The 11,946-nt window shown below is 43.4% G+C and carries 18 protein-coding genes; 8 read left to right on the top strand and 10 right to left on the bottom strand.

Annotated elements, in window-relative coordinates:
* Positions 1 to 133: 133 nt before the first annotated feature.
* The 3 genes from ACH33_RS11040 to ACH33_RS11050 form a co-directional block, all read right to left on the bottom strand.
* On the bottom strand, positions 134 to 718 hold the full coding sequence (locus ACH33_RS11040; RefSeq protein WP_236781867.1) for a hypothetical protein: 585 nt from the start codon (positions 716 to 718) through the stop codon (positions 134 to 136).
* Positions 687 to 923 carry a hypothetical protein gene (locus tag ACH33_RS11045; RefSeq protein WP_057899067.1) on the bottom strand — a complete coding sequence of 79 codons (237 nt, stop codon included), beginning with the start codon at positions 921 to 923 and terminating at the stop codon, positions 687 to 689. The genes ACH33_RS11040 and ACH33_RS11045 overlap by 32 nt, the downstream gene beginning before the upstream one ends.
* Before the next feature lie 73 nt (positions 924 to 996).
* Positions 997 to 1,512, bottom strand: coding sequence for a helix-turn-helix domain-containing protein (locus tag ACH33_RS11050; RefSeq protein ID WP_162265029.1), 516 nt, complete (start codon positions 1,510 to 1,512; stop codon positions 997 to 999).
* Positions 1,513 to 1,672: 160 nt separating this feature from the next.
* Here ACH33_RS11050 and ACH33_RS11055 point away from each other — a divergent pair, with 160 nt between their 5' ends.
* From ACH33_RS11055 to ACH33_RS11065, 3 genes are all read left to right on the top strand, one after another.
* Positions 1,673 to 1,888: a helix-turn-helix domain-containing protein gene (locus ACH33_RS11055; RefSeq protein WP_057899069.1), complete on the top strand. Its 216-nt coding sequence runs from the start codon at positions 1,673 to 1,675 to the stop codon at positions 1,886 to 1,888.
* A gap of 92 nt (positions 1,889 to 1,980) precedes the next feature.
* Complete coding sequence (locus tag ACH33_RS11060) at positions 1,981 to 2,787, top strand: BRO family protein (protein ID WP_057899070.1); 807 nt, start codon at positions 1,981 to 1,983, stop codon at positions 2,785 to 2,787.
* A 166-nt stretch (positions 2,788 to 2,953) separates the two neighbouring features.
* A complete protein-coding gene (locus ACH33_RS11065) occupies positions 2,954 to 4,105 on the top strand; it encodes a site-specific integrase (RefSeq protein WP_057899071.1) in 1,152 nt (383 codons plus the stop codon).
* Positions 4,106 to 4,186: 81 nt separating this feature from the next.
* On the opposite strand, the gene ACH33_RS11070 is transcribed toward ACH33_RS11065, so the two are convergent.
* Positions 4,187 to 4,420, bottom strand: a complete 234-nt coding sequence (locus tag ACH33_RS11070; RefSeq protein ID WP_057899072.1) for a YlzJ-like family protein — start codon at positions 4,418 to 4,420, stop codon at positions 4,187 to 4,189.
* Positions 4,417 to 5,181, bottom strand: coding sequence for a ClpP family protease (locus tag ACH33_RS11075; RefSeq protein WP_057900349.1), 765 nt, complete (start codon positions 5,179 to 5,181; stop codon positions 4,417 to 4,419). Before ACH33_RS11075 ends, ACH33_RS11070 begins: the two co-directional genes overlap by 4 nt.
* A 214-nt stretch (positions 5,182 to 5,395) precedes the next feature.
* On the opposite strand from ACH33_RS11075, the gene ACH33_RS11080 reads away from it, so the two are divergent.
* A complete protein-coding gene (locus tag ACH33_RS11080) occupies positions 5,396 to 6,004 on the top strand; it encodes an undecaprenyl phosphate transporter UptA (RefSeq protein WP_057899073.1) in 609 nt (202 codons plus the stop codon).
* 15 nt (positions 6,005 to 6,019) lie between these two features.
* Positions 6,020 to 6,604 (top strand): hypothetical protein, encoded by a 585-nt coding sequence (locus tag ACH33_RS11085; RefSeq protein WP_057899074.1) that lies wholly within the window; start codon positions 6,020 to 6,022, stop codon positions 6,602 to 6,604.
* Positions 6,605 to 6,618: 14 nt separating this feature from the next.
* On the opposite strand, the gene ACH33_RS11090 is transcribed toward ACH33_RS11085, so the two are convergent.
* Positions 6,619 to 7,161: a hypothetical protein gene (locus tag ACH33_RS11090; RefSeq protein ID WP_057899075.1), complete on the bottom strand. Its 543-nt coding sequence runs from the start codon at positions 7,159 to 7,161 to the stop codon at positions 6,619 to 6,621.
* A 216-nt stretch (positions 7,162 to 7,377) separates the two neighbouring features.
* Here ACH33_RS11090 and tlp point away from each other — a divergent pair, with 216 nt between their 5' ends.
* Together tlp and ACH33_RS11100 are read left to right on the top strand one after the other, a co-directional pair.
* On the top strand, positions 7,378 to 7,605 hold the full coding sequence (tlp, locus tag ACH33_RS11095; RefSeq protein ID WP_057899076.1) for a small acid-soluble spore protein Tlp: 228 nt from the start codon (positions 7,378 to 7,380) through the stop codon (positions 7,603 to 7,605).
* A gap of 80 nt (positions 7,606 to 7,685) precedes the next feature.
* Positions 7,686 to 7,883 (top strand): hypothetical protein, encoded by a 198-nt coding sequence (locus ACH33_RS11100; protein WP_057899077.1) that lies wholly within the window; start codon positions 7,686 to 7,688, stop codon positions 7,881 to 7,883.
* A gap of 43 nt (positions 7,884 to 7,926) precedes the next feature.
* On the opposite strand, the gene ACH33_RS11105 is transcribed toward ACH33_RS11100, so the two are convergent.
* From ACH33_RS11105 to ACH33_RS11120, 4 genes are all read right to left on the bottom strand, one after another.
* Complete coding sequence (locus ACH33_RS11105) at positions 7,927 to 8,268, bottom strand: phage holin family protein (protein ID WP_057899078.1); 342 nt, start codon at positions 8,266 to 8,268, stop codon at positions 7,927 to 7,929.
* Between the two features lie 51 nt (positions 8,269 to 8,319).
* Positions 8,320 to 9,177, bottom strand: coding sequence for a recombination protein RecT (gene recT, locus ACH33_RS11110; RefSeq protein WP_057899079.1), 858 nt, complete (start codon positions 9,175 to 9,177; stop codon positions 8,320 to 8,322).
* A 24-nt stretch (positions 9,178 to 9,201) separates the two neighbouring features.
* On the bottom strand, positions 9,202 to 10,143 hold the full coding sequence (locus ACH33_RS11115; protein WP_057900350.1) for a YqaJ viral recombinase family nuclease: 942 nt from the start codon (positions 10,141 to 10,143) through the stop codon (positions 9,202 to 9,204).
* 122 nt (positions 10,144 to 10,265) lie between these two features.
* The gene (locus ACH33_RS11120) at positions 10,266 to 10,643 is read right to left on the bottom strand and encodes a helix-turn-helix domain-containing protein (RefSeq protein WP_057899080.1); all 378 of its coding nucleotides are present in this window, start codon (positions 10,641 to 10,643) and stop codon (positions 10,266 to 10,268) included.
* A gap of 256 nt (positions 10,644 to 10,899) precedes the next feature.
* Here ACH33_RS11120 and ACH33_RS11125 point away from each other — a divergent pair, with 256 nt between their 5' ends.
* On the top strand, positions 10,900 to 11,910 hold the full coding sequence (locus ACH33_RS11125; RefSeq protein ID WP_057899081.1) for an asparaginase: 1,011 nt from the start codon (positions 10,900 to 10,902) through the stop codon (positions 11,908 to 11,910).
* The last annotated feature ends 36 nt before the right edge of the window (positions 11,911 to 11,946 follow it).

Genomic DNA, 11,946 nt, shown 5'->3' on the forward strand with positions numbered 1-11,946 from the left:
ATGTTTGCACCTCAAAAGGGAACCCGTTAACTCCTTGAAATCCACCCTTTTTATTACCGAAACACTACAACAGGCTTCGCAAGCATTGTTTTTGCTCCGCAGAAATCTTTCTATTCCTACTCTGGTTTACGATTTACTCATTATTTTTTTCTATCCACTTTTCCACGATTTCATACGTTCCGTCTTTTGTCGCTTTCTGCTTCAAATACTTCATGTCGATTCGCTCTCTATGAGCATAATACAAGCGGAATGCCCACTCACAATCACTCTGGGAACGCCAAAACTTACAAGCACGCAACCGATCACAAATAATATCTTCAATCCCGATTACTTTAACATAGCGTCCATTCCCGATATTGAGCTTTGTAACCCGGCTGTAATCACCATCTAACCAGTTATCTGGTATCTCTACAATCAACCCAACTTCTTTGTGATACCAGTCTTTTCCCTGCTTTTCAAATCCAAGATCTAATAATACCTGGTTCGCTTTATCTCGACCGTTCAATACAAAATCAATGTCCTCTGTTAAATAACTATTCCGGGTGTAGAGCTCAACAGAGAATCCACCTACGATGATGGGCTCTACATTCAAAGACTCTAGTATCTCTGTCAAAATTGCCGAGAACAGGAGCATTTTTTCTGTTTTAGGCTTTCCCTTTAATCCATATACTTCTGCCCGATACGATTCAATCGACAAAATAATCCATCTCCCTGTCATTGATATAGCGAACCTTTCCTTCTTCAACAGCTCGCATCCATTTTTCCCGGCAAATTATATCCAAACAGCGCTTTTCATCTTCGTCTCGTGGTCGAACTCGTGCCTTACGCCCCTTCCCGCGAAATAATTTATAGGCCCGTTCATTTACCTCTTGTTGCTTTTCATCGATTTCTTTAAAGAATTCGTCTATGTTGAATTCACGCATACTCTTCCTCCTATTCTGTTCCTATACCTCCCTGGTTTCATTGTACCTTTCTCTAAAAAAATTTACCCTCCTGCTACTTCAATGTAACTACGATATCCTCTGCAAAAGAGTATGTCTGAGCCAGCTTCTCCATAATCGCCTCTTTAATTTCCTCTTCCATATCCTTATGGAACATGCGAGGAATCGGGGCGATCAGCTGCGTCATTTCCTCGGAATAGTTTACTTCAATCCCAACATAACAAAGCTCGTCCTTTTCATCCACGTCCAGGATCACACTGGCCGGCAGTACTTCCTGTAACACCTGCTTTTTGTACGCAATATCCGCATCCAGTTTAAACAGGAAGTCGTTCTCCCTCTCCTCTACTTCTTTTACCTCGAAGCCAAATTTGAATGGCTCGTAGATGAACAGTTCCCCCGGTGACACTTTGAGGAATTCGCACAGTGTATTAAACGTGTCGTACTGAATTCCTTTCGCATTGTGGTTCATCAGGGAGCTGATTGTCGTTCGGGACATCCCCGTTCCACTGGCAATATCGGCGATTTTTAGTCCTCTCTCTGCCATTAAAACAGCTAAATTACACTTTATCATACATAACACCTCGTATTTAAAATACCATATACACTTCATAATAAACAATATGTTGTTCATTTTGTCATTGACCAAATTTTTATCATTATGTACAATATGAAACAAAAGTAAACAGACTATTGTTTATTGCAATGATATTTTGTTTACCGAGGTGATTCAAGTGATTCAATCGAACTTACCAGTTCTGATGGCTAAGCATGGGGTGAGAACTTTAGCTGAAGTTGTAAGACAGACAGGCTTGTCCAGGACAACGTTGACCACGGTCTACTACAGCAGGGGAAAAGGGATTCAGTTCGATACGATGGATGCCTTGTGTGAGATGTTCGGGGTTGGCGTTGGGGAGCTGCTGGTACATACAAAAACGGAAAGGAAATAGTACTATAACATCTATCCAATGATTGTTCCCCCTTAAAAGGATAACAATTTTTGGTTAATTTCAATTCTTCAATAAGATTTGGAGGGAAAAAGATGAGTAACGTAATTTTACTGGAGCAGTTCAAGAATAAGCCTATACGTATTGTTCGACGTTCGAAAGAAGTTATGGTTCCGCTGAATGACATTGCAGATGCCATCGAATATGATAGAAAGTCACTTCGTAATATTATTGACAGAAATAACGAGGTTTTTAAACATTTCAAAGGTAGGGTCATAATGACCTCCCCTGGTGGTTCTCAAGAAACCATTTGTTTATCGAGAGGCGGAGTTCTGGGATTGCTAATGAAACTAGATTATCACCGTATTAAAGACGAAACAAAAAAGCAATTAATCATCGATTTTCAAGTATGGGCCATTGAAACATTGGGACAAGTCATTGATGGTAACATAACAGAGACTAAACTTGAACCATGGGTAGAAGCCGCTGAACAGCACATCCGCTTTGCCAAAATCCTTGCTGAATCAACCGGCATTAAACCCGGCATTGCATATGCAGCTGCAATCAATGAAGCTGAGAAAGAAATCGGTCGTCCACTAGATAACTATAGAAAACTAATCCCGGCCGCAGAGCATGATACCGGATATCTAACAGCTGGAGAAGTAGCAAAGAAAGTAGGAATGTCCACCATCAAATTAAACAAGCGATTAGCTCAGCTTGGGCTACAAGAACAACAAATAGACACCAAAGGACGGAAAAACTGGCGCTTAACCCAGGAAGGAAAAGAGTACGGCGAAGAATTTCCGTTTGTGCGAAATGGCCACAGTGGGTATCAAATTAAATGGAACGAGTCTATTCTGACCATGTTATCTGATGACTACATAGAAGAATTTCAAAGGTAGGGTCAATCATCCCCTACCCTATTACGATTGTGACAGATTAAAAAGATGCTCCATGTAATTGTGCCAGTCTGCCACATCTCGCATGCAGAAAGAGACAAAGCACTTTTTCCCCATTATTCATCTTTACGGATCTTGTATGATAACGAAAAAGGAAGGTGTACTTCGTATGAAAGGATACTTTCGTAAGAGAGGAAGCAAATGGTCATTTACCGTGGATATTGGGCGTGACCCGGAGACAGGCAAACGGAAACAGAAAACTGTATCAGGGTTTAAGACGAAAAAAGAAGCTGAAAAGGCATGTGCTGAAATGATTGCACAAGTTGAAAATAGACAATATGTAGTCGAAAGCAAAGAAGCTTACGGAGAATATTTATTAAATTACATGAACAACGTAGCACGTCATGCCATGCGCCCTTCTGGATTTACTAATCAAATGTATAAAGTTAAAAAACATATCTTACCCGCTCTCGGACAAATGAAGCTGAAAGATATAAAACCTATGCACATACAAAAATTTTATTCTCAGAAGCTAAGCGAAGGCTTTTCTCCTGCCTCTATCCATTCTTACCATGCCATTATTAGTAAATCATTACGCCAAGCAAAAAACTGGGGATTAATACAGGAGAACGCCGCCTCCTCTGTATCTTTACCGCGTATTCAAAAAAAGCAATTGAAAACTTGGAGTTTGGACGAGATTAATCAATTTCTACATGCTATATCAAAAAGGGATAAGCGATATGAGCCATTTTACATTATTTACGTTTTAGCTATTTACTCCGGTATGCGTAAAGGAGAAATACTGGCCATACAGTGGAAAGATTGCGATTTAGAAAACGGATATATTCGTGTTCAGAGAACGCTAGCTAAAACGCCTGGGAAACTCTTTTTCCAGGAACCAAAAACTGCACAATCTATTCGTACAATCAAACTCCCGGACTTTGCTCTTCAAGCCTTAAAAGCGCAAAAAATTAAACAAAAAGCATGGCGATTACAACTTGGTGCTGCTTATCAAGATTTAGATCTGGTTGCCTCAGATTTTGATGGCGGTATGATTACACCTTCTGAAGCAGATCATGATTTCAAAAGAGCATGCGAGCATGCTGGAGTGCAAAAAATACGTTTCCATGACTTAAGACATACCCATGCTACCATCTTGCTGCAGCTAGGCGAAAATCCAAAGGTTGTATCAGAAAGATTAGGCCATGGAAATATTACCGTCACACTTACAACATACTCACATGTACTCCCTATCATGCAGGATAATCTTGCTAAAAACTTTGATGATGCACTTAAAAATACATCTAAAAAATCAATATAAAACACAAAAGTGGTCAAAATGTGGTCAATTTATATTTTCCGACTACCTACATTCCTTTTAAATGCAATAATATCAAGGCTTTTATTCACGGTTTGAAAACTCTGGGCGAAAATAAATTTTTTGCCCGGGCGCATACGCCGGGTTCATGTAGTCGTAAGGATTAGGACTGATAAGTCGTACGATACGCGCTTCGTTTATTCCACACGGCTGTACAAGCATCGTTACACCGTTCACCTGAATTTCCATATTCTCATACGCGACGTTATCTTCATTTTGAAAAATCAATTCGAGAGGCAAAGCCGAGTAAATAATCATTGCATCACCTGCTCCGTTTTCGTCTCGGCCGAACGGCGCTCTTCAATGCGCCTTTTCAGTTCCCGCATCGCATCGCCCAGGCCGCCAATTTCATCGATCAAGCCGAATTCCACCGCTTTTGTACCAACTACATTTGTGCCGACATCGCGGCTTAATTCACCAACTTTGAGCATTAACTCACGAAATTTCTCTTCCTTGATATTAGAATGATGCACAACAAATTTCACGACGCGATCTTGCATTCTTTCAAGATATTCAAAACTTTCCGCGACTCCTATTACAAGCCCGGTTAAACGTACAGGATGAATCGTCATCGTAGCTGTCTCCGCGATAAACGAATAATCGGTCGCAACAGCGATCGGCACACCGATGCTATGTCCGCCGCCAAGTACAAGCGATACGGTCGGCTTGGACATCGACGCGATCATCTCCGCAATCGCAAGTCCTGCTTCCACGTCTCCCCCTACAGTATTTAAAATGACTAACACTCCTTCAATATTCGGATTTTGCTCTGCGGCCACTAGCTGTGGAATGAGATGTTCATATTTTGTTGTCTTGTTCTGCGGCGGCAATTGAATATGCCCTTCAATTTGCCCAATAATCGGCAGACAATAAATGTTGCTATCCGGCACGGAAGGCACATTCGTCTGTCCGAATTGCTGAATCAGTTCGGTTGTTGCTTTGCGCGGATCTACCGGTGGGGGAGCGGCAGGAGCTTCCTTCGGTTTTTCCGGAAGCGGCTGTGGTTGTAACTCGTTCATTTGCTCTCGCACGTCTTCTTCCTCCTTGTTCCTTGGTATCCATAGTATGAATTGTGATAAAAGAAAGCATGCATGAAAGCTTTCCACGAATTAAAGATGGTTCTTTTTACGGAATCATTCGCCATGCAGCAAGCTTTGCCTTGTGAAGGGAGCAGCCTTGCCTGTACAATGGTAAAGAGGAAAACGGTAAGCTGACCAAAAGATAGGAGGAGTCATGGAAGAGTTTATTCGGTCAATATTAATCTTTCTTAGCGATTTGGGCTATTTCGGGATTGCGATTGGCTTAATGCTGGAAGTCATTCCAAGCGAAATCGTACTTTCTTATGGCGGGTTTCTCGTCTCGCAAGAAAAAATTACATTCTGGGGAGCAGTCATCGCTGGTACCATCGGCGGAACCATTGCTCAGCTTTTTTTATACTGGATGGGCTATTACGGCGGACGTCCGTTTCTTAAAAAGTACGGGAAATATTTGTTAATCCGCGAAAAAGAAATCGATAAAGCGGAGGAGTGGTTCAATCGCTATGGTGTAGGTGTGATTTTTACGGCGCGCTTTATTCCGGTTGTCCGGCATGCGATCTCCATTCCCGCGGGCATTGCGCGAATGCCGCTTGCGAAATTTACACTATATACCACGCTGGCAGTTATTCCGTGGTCTATCCTTTTTATATATTTAGGGATGCAATTGGGCGCACGCTGGGAGGACATAAATGAAGCCGCCAAACCATTCATCGAACCCATTATCTGGATCGCAGCTGCATGCCTTGTTCTGTATGTGCTGATCAGTATATGCAAAAAGAAAAAAGCTTCCCGTTTCTTTAGCTAATAAAGGGGGAATGGCATGGAAAAACAAAAAAAGGGAGAACGATTTGTCCGAAGTGCAGGACTTGTCGCAACGGCAGCCCTTCTTTTGCTAACAGGCTGTACAACTAAGGAAAATCTACCTACCGACAACGAGTTATCGGCTAAAATCGCGGAAAAGCAAGAGCAAAAGCGAAAAGAAAAAATCACAAACACTAAAGAAGAACTGGACCGCTACTTCGCGTCCCTCGCTTCCCACACCGAACAGCTTCATGCAGAGCGCGCCGCTTTGCTCAAGGCTTTCGCTGCGCTCAGCGAACAGAAACTTACGGAACAACAAACACGGGCCAAAGTTCACTCGGCCATTTCGGCTTATGAAGCAAAACTCAAGGATTTGCAAGAGATGCAAGTTCCCGCGTATCAAGAAATACAGGATTTCCATCAAGAAATGTATAGCGCCATGAGCCGATACGTTCCTGTGATGAAAAAAGCGGAGAAAGGTCTGCGTACAAAGAACGCATCCCTTCTTAAAGAAGCGGAAAAAGAAATGCATGCGCTTGATGTTAAAGCGAAGCAAGTGATTGAAAAAACAGCAAAACTTCATGTAAAGATCCGTACAAACTAATGCAACCCGGAGCCTTATTCTTTTCCTGACAAGGCTCCGGGCTGTCTTTTTAGTACGGGATAAGCGGTTACTTGATATAGCTTTTCATGGATGTCATACCGGATCGGCAGTTCAATGACAATCCGCTCCCGCGTTCCGGCAAAAATAGCAATAGCCCTCACTTCTACTCTTCCCTCATATTGGCCTGTAGGCGCAACACGCGTAACTTGAAGCTGTTCTACGCGTTCCGCATGCGGCCACGTCATTTTCTTTCCTACAAGGGAAGGCGCAAACTTCTTGTGCATTTCCTCATTCATATCGGAAGCAAGCAGCCATTTCCTGCTAAAGTCTATGGCAAACGCTTTCGCCTGAGGAGTGCCGATCGTGCTGATTTTTTGCGAAGGGATCAACGTATTTTCCAAATAGGAGACATTCAATCGAATAAGGCTCGCGGCCCCATTATAAAGCAGCACCAGCGCGGAAGCCAGCCCTACCACTTGGATAAACGTAAGCCATGTGCGATTTTGCGGTTTGTTTTGCCTACGCCATTTCTTAAATGGCGTTACTTTTTTATTCATACGTGTCATGCTCCCGCCTTCACGCCGTTTTTAGCTATTGCACGCTTACTGCTCCATTTATATAAATTGTACCATGAACCAACCGCAGACGTCATTGGCCAGCTTCCATGCAAAGCCTTTCTTATTCCACCGAATAAAAATGCTATTTTTATCACACAATACGTTTTGGAATGCAGCTGCATTCATCCACTTACTATTTGAGGAGGAGTCGTTTGCATGGCAAAACCTGACAATCGTAAAGATAATGTGCGAAAGCTGCAAGAAATGATACAAAATACAATCGGCAACATCGAGGCTGCGGAAGAAACGATGAGCAACACGCATTTGACAGAAGAACAACGACAACAAATCCGCGAGAAAAACGAACGCCGTAGAGCAAGCATTGAAGGAATGCGGAACGAAATCCAGGACGAAGCACGCGCACAAGAAAATCGTTACGAATAAGTGGACAAATCTTTTTTGTTCGCATATTATATAAATCGTGTGCTTGAAGAAAAACGGAAAACAGGAAGTGAAGCAATATCATGAAAACGGTGCAAGAAGCGCTGAAAGCTGGTAAGACGATCGAATTAACCGAGCTATTCGACGATCAGTTTGAGTGGGATCCTTCTTTCAACCTGCTAGAACTGTTGCACAGCGGACAAGTAAAATACAACGGCGCAGAATTAACGAAAGAAGAAAGCGAACAAATTATTAAAGCGCTCAGCATTCTGGTCGCCTAAAATACAAAACGCCCTGCCTGTTCCCGGTAGGGCGTTTTCTTTGTTACTTTTTCTCGAACAATCCATACATAATGCTGCTGACAATCGCCAATACAATCGAGCCAAAGAATGCGGAAAAAAAGCTCTCCACATGAAATCCGGGGACAAGCTTGCTAGTCAATATGAACAACAGCGCGTTAATAACAAGCGCAAATAAACCGAGCGTAAGAACCGTCACTGGCAACGCCAACAATTGCAAAATCGGCCGTAAAATCGCATTGACTAAACCGAGCACGATCGCAGCAACAAACGCGGAACCGACACTATCGAACCAGATCGCGTCAAATAACCACGCCACGATCAAAAGCGAAACAGCCGAAAGCACCCAGTGCCAAAGCCACCGCATTTCTTCCCCTCCTTCCTTTTCATATTTACATTCTTTATTCTCACTCTCCTGCTACTTCTCCTGTTTCTGATTCCCTTCTTCTATTTCTTTCTCGTTTCCGCTTCGTTCCTCCTCTTCCTCCGCTGACTCTGATGGAAGATCTTCCGCGGATACAACTTGTGCCTCAAACGGCCGGCTGTACACGCTCACCGGTTCTTCGGTGATATCCGAACGAACCGTTTCATCCTGTGCCGCCCCACGCATAATTTCCACACTTAGCGGCAAATATTTGAACATATGACGAATTACGGTTTTTTTCGCCATTTCTTCATAATCGGTTACCCACGGCCCGCTTTTATAGGAACGGGAACGTAACCTGCGTTTGTCGATTTCTTCCTTAGACATAAATTCAAATTGGTATCCGCCGTCCGTAAAATGAACAACCGCATACACGCCGATAAATTCCCCGCGACTGTTCATTGCCGGTTTATGCTTTAATGATGGATAGAGGCCGTATTCGTATTCAAACTCGTCGTTTTCATACACTTCGTGAGCATAAATGTTCTTAATGTTACCTGAGCGACGTGCAAGGTCAATCATTCCCTTATATCCGATAATAAATGTTGCTTCGCGCCCGTACGGAACGATATAGCACTGACCCAAAAGCCCTGGTTCCAGGCCAAGCTGAGCCGCCTGCATTACAGCTCCAAGAAGCGATGGAATGGTGCATTCCAAAAGCTGTGGGTTTGTGCGGATCGTCGTCAGGGCAATTCGTAACAATCTATCTACATCCATATGTTTCGGAAGCACACGTTTCACTTCTGGTTCCATCTTTTTCAAATACGCGCCGATCGTTTGCGCCGGTGTCGGCGGAGAACTTCCGGTTTCTCTCGCCTTTGCTTCCAGTTTGCTTTTTAAATCGTCTGCCATCTCAAACTCCTCCTGTTCCTTCATCTATGTAATAATGAAGCGCCGGGATACGGCTGGCCGGGCGAATTGTTCATAAATGTCTGGGCGTTGCTCTTTCAGCGCCTTTATATCAAGCGTGCGGCGGGACACATTCTTCCATGTAACACGATGCGCGGATGTGAGGCCGGTTTCATGGCGACCGATAAGCGCCTTTAGCCGGTTCTCGGCCTCTTGTTTGCGCTGTGCGGCTTCCTGTATATCACGCTCCGCTTTTTCCCACTGGGCAATAAGCTCTTCCGCTTCATCCGGAAGTATAAGCGTGCTGTCTACCTCACCTTCCGGGTATATATTGGCAAGCAATGCAGCGGTCGCTTCGCTTCCGTCCGAAAGCGGTGGAACACCTGCCAGCACGTGATGATGCCAGAAATGTTCACAAATTCGGAAGCTGAGCGCAATCAGTTCATCATCGCGCGCCACAACTTGATGCCGGAAAGTATTGCCGCCGATAAGTACTGCAAACGCCCCCCATGTAAGACCGGTAATATATAAATACCACTGAAGCTGTAGCTGGTACGCTTCCGGCACATTACCGTCCTCCCACTCTTTGCGTGCGTATTCGGAAGCCGTTTTGATTTCCAGCACGCCGTTGCCGCGTTCCGCGTCAATAATCAAGCGATCAATATTGCCGATAACCCACTCCTTCTCCGGATGCTGAAGAATTGCATTGCGCCGCTGCAACTTATAGCCTGTCCTGCGGGAGAATTCCTCCGCGACGACCTCTTCCATCATACGTCCGAAATGCATGGCTTCCGTATCCTCGCTTTCAGCCATCTGCCCTGTTTTTTCCAAATATACAGCAAGGGCCGATCTGTAAGGGTCTACGCCACAAATCGCTCCGACATCGCTGCCTGTAATTCCCCGCCTGCGCCAAGCGAGCCATTCCCGGTGTGACAGCTCGTTCGTATTGACCAGTCGTATTGCCTGCATGTTTCCTCCTTCACAGCACGCCGTTTGCTTTATGTCTTTACTTTCTCCATTTTCTCTTAAGAAAAACCGTCCCGTCTTCCCTATCGTAAAAAAGACAAGCATGCCCAACCATTTTTTACTGCTCACCTGTATTCATTTTCCATCTGCCGTCTGGCCCGAACAAAAGCAATAAACTGCTTTTTTTCTTCATCTGAAAGCGTCCGGCCATCTATCGTCAATTTCACTTCCGATGCCATCCGTTCATCCGTTAACTCAATCCACTTTTCTGTTTCTTTTCTCTTTTTAACTGCCTGAAAGTCCGGGTTATCGATTCGGTTCAGCAAATAGTCCACAGACGTCTCCATTACGTCCGCGATCTTCTTAATGGCATCCAATGAAGGCTGGCGGTATCCTGATTCATATCCGGCGTACGTGCTTTTCGCGATTCCGAGCTGATCCGCTATATATTGCAGCGACCACTTTTTTCTTTTTCTGAGTTCATAGAGTCGGTATAAATTCATCGATGTTTCCCCTTTTCCCTTCTCTTTGTCTTTCATTAATTACAATTTAAGAAAGCGGTAACAATATTTATTATAAATAAATGTACGCGATTCGCGTAAAAATGCTTGTCACATTTATGAAAATTATTATAATTAAAATGTATTATTCTCGATACGCGTACTATCATGACGGTGTTACGAGAACAATAGAAATCGCGTAAAAAAAGCTCTTATTTCTTGCTACTGACTACATTTGCATAAAAGAGAGGTGCTGTACTTGAAAAAATTGCTACTTCTTGCCACAGGAGGAACCATTGCTTCAGTGGAGGGGAAAGAGGGGTTAACTCCCGGTATTTCAGCTGATGAACTTTTGCGCTATTTACCCGAGGAACAAGGCGGCTATCACCTCGAAAGCAAAACAGTAATGAACATTGATAGCACAAACATGCAGCCTGAATATTGGGCAAAAATTGCCGAAGCTATCCATGAACATTATGCAGATTATGATGGCTTCGTAATTACTCATGGAACAGATACGATGGGCTATACGGCCGCTGCGCTTTCCTATATGCTGCAAAATTTGGGGAAACCAGTGGTTCTTACAGGCTCACAAGTGCCAATTTATTTTAAGAAAACGGATGCGAAGAAAAACTTTATCGATGCGGTTCGTTTTGCCTGCGAAGACGTTGCTGGAGTATTTGTCGTTTTTGATGGTAGAGTCATTAAAGGAACACGCGCTGTAAAAATGAGAACGCAAAGCTATGATGCGTTCGAAAGTATTAATTTCCCTTACGTTGCTTACATTAACGATACTGATATTACATATAACATGAATGTATCTGCCGTATCAAAACGTCCTTTCACCATTGATACATCATTATGTCCGGATGTGTTGCTTTTAAAGTTGTATCCTGGGATGCAGCCGGAATTATTTGATGCGATTAAGCATCTTTATAAAGGAATTATTATAGAGAGTTTCGGAAATGGGGGAATTCCGCACCAAGAGCGTAATCTTCTTCCTAAAATTAAAGAGCTGATTGATGCAGGAATAGCGGTTGTAATTACCACTCAATGCATAGAAGAAGGGGAGCACCTTACGTTGTATGAAGTAGGACGAAAGGTTGCCCAAAATATGATTATTCATTCTCATGATATGAACACGGAAGCTATTGTTCCGAAGTTAATGTGGGTGCTTGGAAAAACAAACGATTTAACAGAAGTAAAACGAATGATGGAGACCCCTATCTCGGACGATATGTTGGTGAAAAGCGAAATAGAAGAAGAGTAGCGAGCATTGCCAAAATAGTTCTTTTGTAAGCGTTAT

The sequence above is a fragment of the Aneurinibacillus sp. XH2 genome (genome assembly GCF_001439585.2).
Lineage (GTDB): Bacteria > Bacillota > Bacilli > Aneurinibacillales > Aneurinibacillaceae > Aneurinibacillus > Aneurinibacillus thermoaerophilus.

What these genes read in the sequence shown, in the direction of transcription:
- ACH33_RS11040 (WP_236781867.1), bottom strand. Translation starts at nt 718, where the DNA reads ATGACAGGGAGATGGATTATTTTGTCGATTGAATCGTATCGGGCAGAA.
- ACH33_RS11045 (WP_057899067.1), bottom strand. Translation starts at nt 923, where the DNA reads ATGCGTGAATTCAACATAGACGAATTCTTTAAAGAAATCGATGAAAAG.
- ACH33_RS11050 (WP_162265029.1), bottom strand. Translation starts at nt 1,512, where the DNA reads ATGATAAAGTGTAATTTAGCTGTTTTAATGGCAGAGAGAGGACTAAAA.
- ACH33_RS11060 (WP_057899070.1), top strand. Translation starts at nt 1,981, where the DNA reads ATGAGTAACGTAATTTTACTGGAGCAGTTCAAGAATAAGCCTATACGT.
- ACH33_RS11065 (WP_057899071.1), top strand. Translation starts at nt 2,954, where the DNA reads ATGAAAGGATACTTTCGTAAGAGAGGAAGCAAATGGTCATTTACCGTG.
- ACH33_RS11070 (WP_057899072.1), bottom strand. Translation starts at nt 4,420, where the DNA reads ATGATTATTTACTCGGCTTTGCCTCTCGAATTGATTTTTCAAAATGAA.
- ACH33_RS11075 (WP_057900349.1), bottom strand. Translation starts at nt 5,181, where the DNA reads ATGAACGAGTTACAACCACAGCCGCTTCCGGAAAAACCGAAGGAAGCT.
- ACH33_RS11080 (WP_057899073.1), top strand. Translation starts at nt 5,396, where the DNA reads ATGGAAGAGTTTATTCGGTCAATATTAATCTTTCTTAGCGATTTGGGC.
- ACH33_RS11085 (WP_057899074.1), top strand. Translation starts at nt 6,020, where the DNA reads ATGGAAAAACAAAAAAAGGGAGAACGATTTGTCCGAAGTGCAGGACTT.
- ACH33_RS11090 (WP_057899075.1), bottom strand. Translation starts at nt 7,161, where the DNA reads ATGAATAAAAAAGTAACGCCATTTAAGAAATGGCGTAGGCAAAACAAA.
- tlp (WP_057899076.1), top strand. Translation starts at nt 7,378, where the DNA reads ATGGCAAAACCTGACAATCGTAAAGATAATGTGCGAAAGCTGCAAGAA.
- ACH33_RS11100 (WP_057899077.1), top strand. Translation starts at nt 7,686, where the DNA reads ATGAAAACGGTGCAAGAAGCGCTGAAAGCTGGTAAGACGATCGAATTA.
- ACH33_RS11105 (WP_057899078.1), bottom strand. Translation starts at nt 8,268, where the DNA reads ATGCGGTGGCTTTGGCACTGGGTGCTTTCGGCTGTTTCGCTTTTGATC.
- recT (WP_057899079.1), bottom strand. Translation starts at nt 9,177, where the DNA reads ATGGCAGACGATTTAAAAAGCAAACTGGAAGCAAAGGCGAGAGAAACC.
- ACH33_RS11115 (WP_057900350.1), bottom strand. Translation starts at nt 10,143, where the DNA reads ATGCAGGCAATACGACTGGTCAATACGAACGAGCTGTCACACCGGGAA.
- ACH33_RS11120 (WP_057899080.1), bottom strand. Translation starts at nt 10,643, where the DNA reads ATGAATTTATACCGACTCTATGAACTCAGAAAAAGAAAAAAGTGGTCG.